The organism is Luteibacter rhizovicinus (assembly GCF_004342265.1).
GTDB lineage: Bacteria > Pseudomonadota > Gammaproteobacteria > Xanthomonadales > Rhodanobacteraceae > Luteibacter > Luteibacter rhizovicinus_B.
Genome location: NZ_SMCS01000008.1, coordinates 52832 through 65287, shown reverse-complemented (window position 1 = coordinate 65287; position 12456 = coordinate 52832). Strand labels below are relative to the sequence as shown.

Annotated in this window: 15 protein-coding genes and 1 tRNA gene; 9 read left to right on the top strand and 7 right to left on the bottom strand. The window is 61.2% G+C overall.

Going from position 1 to position 12456, the window contains the following annotated elements; genetic code table 11:
• Positions 1-11 precede the first annotated feature (11 nt).
• The 5 genes from EC912_RS16680 to EC912_RS16660 all read left to right on the top strand — a co-directional run bounded on the left by EC912_RS16680 (position 12) and on the right by EC912_RS16660 (position 3633).
• A complete protein-coding gene (locus EC912_RS16680; RefSeq protein ID WP_132146247.1) occupies positions 12-1007 on the top strand; it encodes an RHS repeat-associated core domain-containing protein in 996 nt (331 codons plus the stop codon).
• A gap of 2 nt (positions 1008-1009) precedes the next feature.
• Positions 1010-1609, top strand: a complete 600-nt coding sequence (locus EC912_RS16675) for a hypothetical protein (RefSeq protein ID WP_132146244.1) — start codon at positions 1010-1012, stop codon at positions 1607-1609.
• A gap of 18 nt (positions 1610-1627) precedes the next feature.
• Complete coding sequence (locus tag EC912_RS16670) at positions 1628-2284, top strand: hypothetical protein (protein WP_132146241.1); 657 nt, start codon at positions 1628-1630, stop codon at positions 2282-2284.
• An 18-nt stretch (positions 2285-2302) separates the two neighbouring features.
• Complete coding sequence (locus EC912_RS16665) at positions 2303-2959, top strand: hypothetical protein (RefSeq protein ID WP_132146238.1); 657 nt, start codon at positions 2303-2305, stop codon at positions 2957-2959.
• Between the two features lie 113 nt (positions 2960-3072).
• Complete coding sequence (locus EC912_RS16660; RefSeq protein ID WP_132146235.1) at positions 3073-3633, top strand: hypothetical protein; 561 nt, start codon at positions 3073-3075, stop codon at positions 3631-3633.
• A gap of 227 nt (positions 3634-3860) precedes the next feature.
• On the opposite strand, the gene EC912_RS16650 is transcribed toward EC912_RS16660, so the two are convergent.
• The 5 genes from EC912_RS16650 to rplM form a co-directional block, all read right to left on the bottom strand.
• Entirely contained in the window at positions 3861-4061 is a 201-nt protein-coding gene (locus tag EC912_RS16650) for a hypothetical protein (protein ID WP_132146232.1), read from the bottom strand.
• A gap of 167 nt (positions 4062-4228) precedes the next feature.
• Complete coding sequence (fic, locus tag EC912_RS16645) at positions 4229-5371, bottom strand: protein adenylyltransferase Fic (RefSeq protein ID WP_132146542.1); 1143 nt, start codon at positions 5369-5371, stop codon at positions 4229-4231.
• Positions 5372-5598: 227 nt separating this feature from the next.
• Positions 5599-5672 (bottom strand) — tRNA-Gln (locus EC912_RS16640).
• 69 nt (positions 5673-5741) lie between these two features.
• Complete coding sequence (gene rpsI, locus EC912_RS16635) at positions 5742-6134, bottom strand: 30S ribosomal protein S9 (RefSeq protein WP_132146229.1); 393 nt, start codon at positions 6132-6134, stop codon at positions 5742-5744.
• A gap of 9 nt (positions 6135-6143) precedes the next feature.
• Positions 6144-6572, bottom strand: a complete 429-nt coding sequence (rplM, locus tag EC912_RS16630; protein ID WP_132146226.1) for a 50S ribosomal protein L13 — start codon at positions 6570-6572, stop codon at positions 6144-6146.
• A gap of 130 nt (positions 6573-6702) precedes the next feature.
• Here rplM and EC912_RS16625 point away from each other — a divergent pair, with 130 nt between their 5' ends.
• Together EC912_RS16625 and coq7 are read left to right on the top strand one after the other, a co-directional pair.
• Positions 6703-7935 (top strand): (Fe-S)-binding protein, encoded by a 1233-nt coding sequence (locus EC912_RS16625; RefSeq protein WP_132146223.1) that lies wholly within the window; start codon positions 6703-6705, stop codon positions 7933-7935.
• The gene (coq7, locus tag EC912_RS16620) at positions 7932-8573 is read left to right on the top strand and encodes a 2-polyprenyl-3-methyl-6-methoxy-1,4-benzoquinone monooxygenase (RefSeq protein WP_132146220.1); all 642 of its coding nucleotides are present in this window, start codon (positions 7932-7934) and stop codon (positions 8571-8573) included. Before EC912_RS16625 ends, coq7 begins: the two co-directional genes overlap by 4 nt.
• A gap of 226 nt (positions 8574-8799) precedes the next feature.
• Here the strand turns inward: coq7 and speD are convergent, their stop codons facing one another.
• Positions 8800-9585 (bottom strand): adenosylmethionine decarboxylase, encoded by a 786-nt coding sequence (gene speD, locus EC912_RS16615; RefSeq protein ID WP_036109987.1) that lies wholly within the window; start codon positions 9583-9585, stop codon positions 8800-8802.
• A gap of 316 nt (positions 9586-9901) precedes the next feature.
• Between speD and crp the strand changes: the two genes are divergently transcribed.
• Complete coding sequence (crp, locus tag EC912_RS16610; RefSeq protein WP_132146217.1) at positions 9902-10597, top strand: cAMP-activated global transcriptional regulator CRP; 696 nt, start codon at positions 9902-9904, stop codon at positions 10595-10597.
• A gap of 10 nt (positions 10598-10607) precedes the next feature.
• Here the strand turns inward: crp and EC912_RS16605 are convergent, their stop codons facing one another.
• On the bottom strand, positions 10608-11555 hold the full coding sequence (locus tag EC912_RS16605; protein ID WP_132146214.1) for a bifunctional helix-turn-helix transcriptional regulator/GNAT family N-acetyltransferase: 948 nt from the start codon (positions 11553-11555) through the stop codon (positions 10608-10610).
• Between the two features lie 135 nt (positions 11556-11690).
• On the opposite strand from EC912_RS16605, the gene EC912_RS16600 reads away from it, so the two are divergent.
• Complete coding sequence (locus EC912_RS16600) at positions 11691-12440, top strand: sulfite exporter TauE/SafE family protein (protein WP_132146211.1); 750 nt, start codon at positions 11691-11693, stop codon at positions 12438-12440.
• Positions 12441-12456 lie beyond the last annotated feature (16 nt).

Here is a 12456-nt window from a genome sequence, read left to right as displayed (position 1 = left end):
AGATACATCCTATGGATTACTCGAGTTTGTTACGGCGTGCATCGAACATCGGCGCAAACCTGTTCCATCGACGGTTGCTGATCTGGATCGCCGCGCTGACGGCATTCGCCACCGTACAGGTCGCTGCCGCGGCCGAAACGGTGACGTACTACTACACCAATCCGCAAGGGACGCCGCTCGCCACCACCGATAGCGCGGGGAATATCACGTCCGCATCCGAATACCGACCTTACGGATCCCAGGTATCCGGTGTGGCAGCGGCAGGGCCCGGGTACACAGGCCACGTCAACGACCCCGATTCCGGGCTCGTTTACATGCAGGCGCGCTACTACGATCCGGCGATCGGCCGATTCCTGAGCGTGGATCCGGTCAGCGACCAGGCCGGTGATCTGTTCGCCCTGGCCCGCTATACGTACGCCGGCAACAACCCGGTGGTGAACATCGACCCCGATGGTCGGCAGATGTTCGGGCAGCCCACGCACATAGACTGGGACGACCCGCAGATGCAACGCGGGGCAGCCGTCGTCATGCCGGAGCTGGGCTCGATGATTCCCGTGGTCAGCGTTGGGATCTGCGTGGCCAACGGGTGCAGTGGCGGTGGGTGGGCGTCGGCGGCCATCACCACGGTCATCCCCGGAGAAGGGACGGCCGCCAAGGGCCTCACGCTTGGGAAGCGCGCGTTCTCGCAGCTATTTGAAAATGCCTCACGAGGCAAGAAGTTCGAGAATCTCGTCCGAGATACAATTACTATTGGTGACAAGACAGCGCTTCGGATGAATGGGGCGGACCGGGTCCCGGACGGTTTTATTTTCGATGTCTCTATCAGCGAAGTGAAGAACGTTTCCAAATTGAGCTATACCAAGCAGCTACGTGACTACACCCAATTCGCCAAGGGAAGTGGTATCAAGTTCAATCTCTACACGCCGCCGGGAACGACCATGACGAAGCCCTTGCTTGAGGCAATCAAGAACGGCGATATCAATCATGTTGTCATACCGTTTGGATAACCATGGCTAAGATGACCAAGACGCCCACCGAAGACCGCGCGATGACGCCCGAGGAGCGTGCGGCGCAAATGCGGGCTTACGAGGATGTTGTCAGGGAGCGGATTGCCAAGGCCAAAGTGGAACAAGCGGATCTGATTCGCGAACTCGCCCAAGAAGGGGTCGACGTGGAGTTGGTTCAGGACTTGATGAACCGACCGAATAACTACGTCCACGTTCTGCCGATCCTCGCCAAGCATCTGCAACTGCCGTACTCGCAGCTGACACGTGAAGCAATCAGCCGAACCATGGCCATGCGTGAAGCCCATCCGTACTGGGACCTGTTTGCGCGCTTGTACAAAGAACTTCCACCGACCAACTCGGCTGAGCGAGGTCGGCCGGACGACGGTCTCGCCGTAGCGCTATCATCCAGCATGCCCAAAACGAAGTTGCTGGAGATGATCGATCTCTTGTCGGATCAGGGTCTCGGCGATTCGCGGGTCTTGCTGCTGCGCGCGTTGAGACGTAGTCGAGAGCCGCTTGCCAAAGAGGCGATCGATCGTTTGAAGGATGATCCCGCCCTGACCAAGGAAATTCATTCTTGGCGACGCCGGAAGAAACCTTGAGGTGCGTATCTCTGTTCAATGGGCGATACGGTTCGTCTGGTCGTCGGGAACGATGCCAGCTCGATTCGGATGACCATGGCTAAAGCGACCAAGACACCCCCGGAAAGTCGCGAAATGACGCCGGAAGAACGTGCGGCGAGGTTACGTGCGTACGAAGACGTCGTCCGGGAGCGGATCGCAAAGTGGAAAGTGGAACAAGCGGATTTGATTCGCGAACTCGCCCAAGAAGGGGTCGACGTGGAGTTGGTTCAGGACTTGATGAACCGGCCCAACAACTACGTCCATGTTCTCCCGATTCTCGCCAAACATCTGCAGCGGTCATATTCACAACTCACACAGGAGGCGATCAGCCGAAGCATGGCGATGCGGGAAGCCCATCCGTACTGGGACTTGTTTGCTCGCCTGTACAGGGCGCTTCCTCCCACAAATCCCGCCGAGCAGGGCCAGCCAGAGGACGGCCTTGCCGTCGCTTTGTCATTCAGCATGCCCAAAGAGAAGCTGCTGGAAATGATCGACCTCGTATCCGATCCGCATTTCGGGCCGTCGCGGGTTCTGCTGATCCAGGCGTTGCGACGGAGTCGAGATCCTCGTGCTGCTGAAGCGATCGAACGCTTGAGGGATGATCCGGGCTTAAGCAAGGAAATTGCAACCTGGCGACGCCGAAAGAAACGGTGACGTGCGTATCTCTGTTCAATGGGCGATACGGTTCGTCTGGTCGTCGGGAACGATGTCGGCTCGATTCGGATGACCATGGCTAAAGCGACCAAGACACCCCCGGAAAGCCACGAAATGACGCCGGAAGAACGTGCGGCTCGGATGCGTGCGTACGAAGACGTCGTCCGGGAGCGGATCGCCAAGGCCAAAGTGGAACAAGCGGATCTGATTCGCGAACTCGCCCAGGAGGGGGTCGACGTGGAGTTGGTTCAGGACTTGATGAACCGACCGAATAACTACGTCCACGTTCTGCCGATCCTCGCCAAGCATCTGCAGCGGCCGTATTCGCAGCTGACACGGGAAGCAATCAGTCGAACCATGGCCATGCGGGAAGCCCACGCGTACTGGGACTTGTTCGCGCGCCTGTACCGAGAACTTCCACCGATCAACCCAGCTGAGCGAGGTCATCCAGAAGATGGTCTTGCCGCCGCGTTATCTTCCAGCATGCCCAAAGAGAAGCTGCTGGAAATGATCGACCTCGTATCCGATCCGCATTTCGGGCCGTCGCGGGTTCTGCTGATCCAGGCGTTGCGACGGAGTCGAGATCCTCGTGCTGCCGAAGCGATCGAACGCTTGAGGGATGATCCGGGCTTAAGCAAGGAAATTGCAACCTGGCGACGCCGAAAGAAACGTTGACGTGCGCACCTCGGCTCAATGGGCAACGCGATTCATCTGGCCATCGGGAGCGATGCCGGTTCGATTCGGATGACCATGGCTAAAGCACCAAGACACCCCCGGAAAGCCACGAAATGACGCCGGAAGAACGTGCGGCTCGGATGCGTGCGTACGAAGACGTCGTCCGGGAGCGGATCGCGAAGTGGAAAGTGGAACAAGCGGATCTGATTCGCGAACTCGCCCAGGAAGGGGTCGTCGTGGAGTTGGTTCAGGACTTGATGAACCGGCCCAACAACTACGTCCATGTCCTCCCGATCCTCGCCAAGCATCTGCAACGGCCGTATTCGCAACTCACGCAAGAGGCGATCAGCCGAAGCATGGCGATGCGGAAAGCCCATCCGTACTGGGACTTGTTTGCTCGCCTGTACAGGGCGCTTCCTCCCACAAATCCCGCCGAGCAGGGCCAGCCAGAGGACGGCCTTGCCGTCGCTTTGTCATCCAGCATGCCCAAAGAGAAGCTGCCGGAATTGATTGAACTCCTGTCGGATCAGAGACTCGGTGAATCGCGGGTCTTGCTGCTGCGCGCGTTGAGACGTAGTCGAGACCCACTGGCCAAAGAGGCGATTGATCGTTTGAAGGATGATCCCGCCCTGACCAAGGAAATACATTCTTGGCGACGCCGGAAGAAACCTTGAGGTGCGTATCTCTGTTCAATGGGCAATACGGTTCGTCTGGTCGTCGGGAACGATGCCAGCTCGATTCGGATGACCATGGCTACGTGAAGCCCGATTCCGAAGATGTCGCCGGTGTAGCCGACGCCTTCTGGGCACTGCATAGCCAGCCGAAGGATAGCTGGACAGCGGAAGTTACCTATTCCCGCTGAACAGCAGACACGTCACGGGCCGGCCGCTGCCATCTTCGATCAATCCAGTCGCAGATGTTGCAGAAAGGACAGGTCCGCGCCATCCCGATCCGTCGACTTGTTGACGTGCTCCCATGCCGGGGCGGCCTTGTCGCGGACCGCCTCGGCCATGCGGTCGGCGAACAGCGCATCGACGTAGCGCGCCTGAAAATCTGCAAGCAGCTCAGCTCGGTTCTTCTCGCTGTCGCGACAAGGTCGCACGGACTGCGCCTGAGGGCGTCCTTACACCTGCCGGCGTAAGCCCTGTCTGCCTGGAACCGGGAGTCACGAATCGGTTCCGAGAACGTGACATCCAGAGTCGGCACAACGCGATCGAGCCTCCGACGCCCAAAATCTCACACGCACACCGGGTTGCGTTCACCGTGCTTTTAGTTGCGTGATCGCGTAACCACGGGCGGTGTCGTATTCCCATAAGGCAGCACGGGATGATCGTCGCTGGTGAGCAGGCGAATGAAGTTCGGATGGGTGAATACCTTTTCCCGCCCGATCCTGGTCTCGCTCAGCATCCCGATCTCGGTGAGCTGCTTGAGATATACCGATGCGGTCTGGCGCTTGGCGATTCCCGCCTCGGTGAGATTCTGGATACGCGCATAGGGTTGTACGAACAGCATGTCGACCAGTTCACGCGAGTAAAGCTTGTTAGCGCGCGCTTTGACGAAGGTCACCGCCGCCGCCTGTAGTTGCTGGATAGCCTGGATCTTTGCCGTTGTCCAACGAGCGGTTTCAGTGATAGCGGCCAGCATGAAAGCAATCCACTCTTCCCACGCTCCCTCGGCGGTTACGGCCAGAAGCCTTCGGTAATACTCTGCGCGATGCCGAAGGATGTAACGCGACAAGTAGAGGACGGGAAGGTCGAGAAGGCCCTGCTCGATCAGTATCAATAGATTGAGCACGCGACCTGTGCGTCCATTTCCATCCGCGAAAGGATGGATGGCCTCGAACTGGTAGTGCGCCACGGCCATACGGATGACCGGATCGATGTCCTCGGCCTCGTGGATGAAGCGCTCCCAGTTCGACAGCTTGTCCATGAGTAACGCCTCGCCTTCTGGCGGTGTATAGATGACGTCGCCGCTGGCTGCGTTTGCTAACGCGACGCCAGGCACCCGGCGTATCCACATGTCCTTGTGCTTGATCCGGGAGCAAATCAGAACCGCCGTGTTCGTTCCAAGCGGACGATCCGCCAATGAATGGAATCCGTCGTACAGAGCACCGCGATACCGCAGAGCCTCTTTGGTCGCAGGATCGGCCGCCTGACTTTCGAGCTGGGCGAAACGAAAGAGCTCATCACTGGTCGTAACGATGTTTTCGATTTCGCTACTTGCCTGGGCTTCAAGCAATGGAATGGTATTGATCAGCACGGCCTGATTGGGGATCAGGTCTCCGGCGCTCTTCAGCTCTGCCAATGCCGCTCGCGCCGCGATGCACGCTTTGAGTATCGGCTTACTCTCGATATCGGTCATTGGCGGCAATGCCGGCAGGTCGTTGAATGGCTTGCTGGGATCAAAGGCCATGGTCAGGGATCGCTTCTGCATCGACATATCGGCATCGATATGTCGTTCGCGTCGACATTAAGCCTCTATATGTCGAAAATCAATGAAATAATCGACATGTTCAATCGAGATGTCGATGGCGTCGACATCTCACTGGAACATGTCGATAAAGTGCTCTTTTATCGACATATCGCCCTAATGGATCGCCAGAAACAAAAAACCCGCCACGAGGGCGGGTTTTTTGTGTTTGGCTGGGAGACTAGGATTCGAACCTAGATAAACAGAGTCAGAGTCTGTTGTCCTACCGTTAGACGATCTCCCAATAAACCGGGAATCGGCGCGCTCTGACCTTGGAGCGCCGAACCTTGAAGCGCTGGCCCTAAAACAGAGATTAACGCTTCGAGAACTGCGTCGCGCGGCGGGCTTTGTGGAGACCGACCTTCTTACGCTCGACTTCGCGGGCGTCGCGGGTCATGAAACCAGCCTTGCGCAGCGGCGACTTCAGCGATTCGTCGTATTCGACGAGCGCGCGGGAGATGCCGAGGCGAATGGCGCCGGCCTGGCCCGTAATGCCGCCACCGGCGACCGTCACCATGATGTCGAACTTCTCGGTGTTCTCGGTCAGTTCGAGCGGCTGGCGCACGATCATGCGCGAGGTCTCGCGGCCAAAGAACTGGTCGAGAGGCTTGCCGTTGACCACGATGCCACCGGTGCCCTTGCGGAGGAACACGCGGGCGGCGGAGGTCTTGCGACGGCCGGTGCCGTAATTCTGCTGAGTCGCCATCATGATTCCTTAGAGTTCCAGCGCCTGCGGCTGCTGTGCGGTATGCGGATGCTCGGAGCCGCCGTACACCTTGAGCTTGCGATACATCGCACGGCCCAGCGGGTTCTTCGGAAGCATGCCCTTAACGGCGATTTCAATCACGCGCTCCGGGTGCGTTGCCAGCAGGTCCTTGAGACTCGTGGTCTTCAGGTTGCCGACGTAGCCGGTGAAGCGGTGGTACTTCTTGTCGTCCAGCTTGGCGCCGGTGACGGCCACCTTCTCGGCGTTGACCACGACGATGTAATCGCCGGTATCGACGTGCGGGGTGAACTCCGGCTTATGCTTGCCGCGAAGGCGACGCGCGATCTCGGTCGACAGACGGCCGAGGGTCTTATTCGTGGCATCTACCACGAACCAATCGCGCTTGACGCTTTCAGGCTTGGCGCTGAACGTTTTCATTTCGGAATACCTAGTCTGCCGCCGTGGGGCGGAACACGAAATCGGTGAATCAAAGGCGCGAGAGAATAGCTGAACTTTCCCTCATCACGCAAGCCCACCGATCGGTGAGCTTTGGGCCGACGATGATAACATGACTTTTATGCCTGTCGACAACCGCGGAAACATTCTTGCTCTCGCGGACCAGTGCGTCATGTGCGGACTGTGCCTGCCCCAGTGCCCCACCTACCTGCTGGATGCACAGGAAGCCGAGTCGCCGCGGGGCCGGATAGCCATGGCCGCCGCGCTCGCGAAGGGTACGGTAAGCGCCACACCGGCGCTGCGCCTGCATCTGGACCACTGTCTCGGCTGCATGAGTTGCGAGAAAGTCTGCCCCGCGAAGGTCGAATACGGCGAACTGCTCGTGGAGACGCGCGCGCTGCTGGGCCCCTCGCAGGAACGTCCGGATACGCTTATCGGTGTACTGAAGCGCCCGGCATTGTATCGCGGGTTGCGTGCCGTCGCACTTATCGGGACGGTTCGTCGGGGGCTGGCGCGGATGGGCGGGTGGCTTCCAGCCCGATCGCCCTGGCGGGTCGCTCTGGGGATGCTTCCTCGCAGGAACGTGGTGAGGGGAGGTTCTGAGCCTTTCGCTTCGCAGGGATCGCGCCCCAGTGCACTCCTACAGGAGCAGGCTCCTGCCCGTGGGCATGTGGCGTTGTTTCCCGGGTGTGTCGCCAGTGTCGAGGATGCGGCCGCTCAGGTGGCCGCCCAGCGGCTTCTGGTCGCGGCCGGGTTCACGGTTTCCGCGTTGCCCGCTTTTTGTTGTGGGGCGATGGATGCGCATGGCGGAATCGCCGCTGGCGCCGAGACCTCGGCGGAGGCGGTGCGGCGGGCTTATGTGGCATCCGGCGCCACCACGCTCGTCACGGCGACACCCGGCTGTCTTTCGACGCTTCGCCGGGCCCTCCCGGGCGGGGTCGCCCAGGACGTCATATCGCTGCTCGCCCGGCACGCCGACGATCTGACGTTCCGGCCGCTGACCGAGCGCGTGGCGCTGCACATACCCTGCACCCAGACCAACATCGCCCGCAGCGATGCCGACCTGCGCCGTCTTCTTGCCCGCATTTCCGGCCTGGACGTCGCCACCCTGCCCGCCCAGCCGACCTGTTGCGGCGCGGCCGGCACGCATATGCTCGAATTCCCCGAACGCGCCGCGACATTGCGCGACATGAAGCTGCGACAAGTGACCGCGTTGGCGACCTCACGGTTGCTGTCGTCAAATGTGGGCTGCCGCCTGCACCTGGCGGCGGGCATGACCCCGGAAACCGCCATACCCGATCTGCATCCGCTTATCCTGCTCGCCGAACAACTGGAGTCCCCATGACCGTCCGCACCCTGAGCCCCCTCGACCGACTGCTTTCCGGTATCGAACGTGCGATGGAAGCGGTTGCGGGCTCGCCGGAGGCGGGGCGCCGCTCGCCCGGCGACGCGGTGGCGGATGTCGATATGAACGACGCGGATCGCCGGCATGCCGCGGGACTGATGCGAATCAACCATGTGGGCGAGGTCTGCGCACAAGCCCTCTATGTCGGCCAGGCCGCGCTGGCGCGCACGCCGGAGACCCGCGAGCACCTGATGCATGCGGCGGCCGAGGAAACCGATCATCTGGCCTGGTGCGCCGAGCGGCTGAAGCAGCTCGACAGCCGCCCCAGCCTGCTGAACCCGCTCTGGTATGCCGGCAGCTACGCCATCGGCGTGGCGGCGGCGGCCGTCGGCGACCCGATCAGCCTGGGCTTCGTCGTGGAAACGGAACGCCAGGTGGAGGCGCATCTGGCCGAGCATCTGGAGCGCCTTCCCGCCGAAGACGAACGCTCGCGGGCGATCCTGCGACAGATGCAGACCGACGAGATTCGTCATGCCGAAAGCGCCCAGGCACGCGGCGGTGTCGACCTGCCCTGGCCGATTCCCGGCGTGATGCACGCCGCCTCGGCCGTGATGAAGGCGGTCGCTTACCGGATCTGACCTCGTCGACACATCGGGTGCTATTAAGAGCGCTTCATTATGACGAGAGGAGGCCCTCGGCCGCCGCTGCGCGGCTCGTCTTAGGCAGTGTCCGCTTTCACCGCTCCGTTGGCTTTTCGCGCGCAGGCGCGCCCCCACCGAGCCGGCTCCGTCAGGAAGCGTAGATGAAACCCTGCAGTGGTCCCATAACGCGAAAGCCCCGCTTTCGGCGGGGCTTTCCAGGCGATTACATCAGGTTGCGGCCGTGGAACAGTTCTTCGATTTCCCGGCGCAGCAGCGATTCGATGCGCTGACGCTCCTTGAACGAGAGATCGTCGGCCTGGGCCTCGAACAGGTAGGTGTCGAGGTCGAAGTCCTTGATGTGCATCTTCGTGTGGAAGATGTTTTCCTGGTAGACGTTCACGTCGAACATCTCGTACTTCTGACGGATGTGCTTGGCCAGGTAGTCCTGCACCGAATTGATCTTGTGATCGATGAAGTGCTTCTTGCCCTTCACGTCGCGCGTGAACCCGCGGACCCGGTAGTCGGCGATGACGATGTCCGACTCGAAGCTGTCGATCAGATAATTCAGGGCCTTCAGCGGCGAAATGACGCCACAGGTGGCTACATCGATGTCCGCGCGGAAGGTGGCGATACCGTTGTGCGGGTGCGTTTCCGGGTAGGTATGGACGGTGATGTGGCTCTTGTCCATGTGCGCCACGACGGCGCCCGAGATGGTATCGCGGCCGAGCTTTTCGACCACCGGCTCCTCGGAAATGAGGATGGTGACCGACGCACCCTGCGGATCGTAGTCCTGACGTGCGATATTGAGGATGTTCGCGCCGATGATCTCGGCGACGTCCGTCAGTATCTGGGTCAGGCGATCGGCGTCATACTGCTCGTCGATGTATTCGATGTAGTTCTGACGCTGCTGCTCCGAGACGGCGTAGCAGATGTCGTAGATGTTGAAGCTCAGGGCCTTGGTCAGGTTGTTGAAACCCTGCAGGCGAAGGCGAGGAAGCGGTTTAACCACAGCGGCTCTCCGAGGCCGCGATGGCGGCCAGCAGTAGACGCGGGTTAGCTACATGGGTCCCCGCAAGATGGATAGAGGCGTCGAACGCTTTAAGTGTCCGCGACTCGTGTTACCGGCTCGCGACCCGAGGGGGCCGCCGTCCGAAGGGGGGAAATTATGGGGCAAGATGCTCGAAATTTGAACAAGCAGGCTCAGACATCATTGATTGCCCTAACTCTGCAATAATCCTCGATGGACGTGGCGGATGGATGCTACCGGTCACTCGACCGGCCCATCGAAGGGGCCGCCACCCCCCATTCGGATGACGGAATCAGCTGTGGCTCAACTTAAATATCTGCTGCAACAGGCGTTCGAACGATCACAGGCACCTCTGGGCTTCGCTCCCGATCCCGCATCGATGGAGCGTTTTCTCGAGGCCTGTCATCGCCGGCGCTATCCCGGAAAGACCGCAATCATCCGACCCGGAGACCCGGCGAACACCCTTTACTACGTTGTCGAGGGCTCTCTCGCCGTGTGCACGGAGGACGAGGAAGGCCGTGAGCTGATCCTTGCCTACATCAACCGCGGGCAGTTCATCGGGGAGATGGGCTTGTTCGTGGAACAGGCGCAACGCGAGTCGCTGGTGCGTACGCGAACCGCCGTCGAGATGGCGGAAATCAGCTACGAGCGCCTTTTCCAGCTACTGGAAGGCTCGCTGGCGGCCGAATGCCCGAAGCTGCTGTTCGCTATCGGTTCGCAGCTGACCCAGCGTCTGCTGCGCACCTCGCGTCAGGTCAGCCGCATGGCGTTCATGGACGTCACGAACCGGGTGTCCCGCACCCTGCTCGATCTCTGCACCGAGCCGGACGCCATGTCGCATCCGGACGGCACGCAGATCCGCATCTCCCGTCAGGAAGTCAGCCGTATCGTGGGCTGCTCCCGCGAAATGGTCGGTCGCGTCCTGAAGCAGTTGGAAGAAGAGCGGATGATCGACGTCGCCGGTAAGACGATCGTCGTTCGCGGCACCCGCTAAGCGCTCCCGGTCAGCCCTTCCAGATCATGTAGACGTCGGCTCGCGCGTAATGCGAGCCGGCGCGTACCTGCGCCTGGCGTTCGAAGCCCGCGCGTTCGTACATGCCCAGCGCGCGTTGCAGCACGCTGTTGGACTCCAGGAACAGTGTCTGTCCGTTGAGACGGCGGAACTCGGCGATCGCCGCATCCAGCAGTTTCCGGCCGGCTCCCAGGCCCCGGTAGTTCTCGTCCACGCCCATCTTCGAAAGCTCGTAGACGCCCTCGGATTCGCGCAGCAGCGCGCAAGTACCGACGACCTCGCCGGAGAACAGCGCGAAGAAGATGGCACCGCCCGGCGCCAGCACGGTGTTTTCGGGGTCGGCGAACATCGCGCGATCCAGGTCCTCGACGGCGAAATGCCGTTCGAGCCATTGCTGGTTGAGGCGGCGGAAATGATCGCGCAACGCCGGATCGAACGGCACGACCTCGATCTCCAGTTCGGCCAGCGCGTGCCGGTGAGCGAGAATGGATGAGACCAGTGGCCGCTTGGCCAGCGTCTGTTCGCAGCCATCGATCGCTTCGAGCAAAGCCGCCGCTTGCGGCCCCAGCGAACCGACGATACCGCGGCGAATAGCCAGCCAGACCGGACCCAGTGCCGCCAATGCGCGGTCGGCCTCGTCGGTCAGAGCCAGCACACTGCGCCGCCCATCCTGGGGATCGCGCTGACGCGTGACCATGCCGGCCTCGACCAGACGGTCGGCAAGCTGGCTCACGGCCGAATGCGTCTGACCAATCGCGGAGGCTACGTCGGTCACCGTGCTGGGACCGGCGTCGCGCAGCAGGCGCAGGACGGGAAACCAGCGCGATTCGATGCGGGCATCGCACGCGCGGTAAACCTCGTCGACGGCCTGGTAGAAGTGGTCGCTTAGTGCCTTGAGACGACTTCCTAGCGCGAGTTCACGCAATGTGGGGAGATACATGTATGCCCGTTCGTTCCCTGTGGTTGGTCTAAGCTAGCTGCGGGCCTTTGCCATAAGCAAGCGCCATCCTTCATCCCGTGTACGCATCGTTCTCGCTTATGTTGGTGCCGCGCTCTCAATATCGTTGCGACACTTATGGACTGGACCCAATTTCTCATCTTCGTTGGCGTCGGCCTGCTCGCCCAGTTGGTCGACGGCGCGCTGGGCATGGCCTATGGGCTGGTGTCCAATGCCGTATTGCTTTCGATCGGCCTTCCGCCGGCCGTGGCGAGCGCGACCGTGCACACGGCCGAGGTTTTCACCACGGGCGTTTCCTGCGGTTCCCATGCATTTTTCGGCAATGTCGACTGGAAGATCTTCCGGCGGCTGGCCATTCCCGGCGTGATCGGCGGCATCGCCGGTGCCTGGTTCCTCGCCAGTGTGCCGGGCGAGGCCCTCAAACCCTTCGTCTACGCCTACCTTCTGATCCTTGGCATCGTCGTTCTGCTACGCGCCTTCGGCCGCGCGGTCTCGCACCACCGGGTACGCCACAAAGGGTGGCTCGGCTTCTTCGCGGGACTGCTGGATGCCATCGGCGGTGGCGGCTGGGGCCCGATCGCCACGTCGACACTGCTGGCCCGCGGGGGCGCGGTGCGGACCACCATTGGCTCGGTCAACGCCGCGGAATTCGTGGTGACCGTCGCCATTTCGGCAACGCTGATCTTCCACATCGGCATCCCGCACTGGCCCATCGTGGCGGGCCTGCTGACCGGCGGCGTGATCGCGGCACCGGTCGCCGCCTGGCTGGTCAAGCACCTGCCACCACGTGGCGTGATGGGCGCGGTAGGCGTGCTGATTATCGGTATCAGTCTGTATCAGCTATCCGCGTATGCCCTGAAGCTGTAGTAGGAACACGGAACGA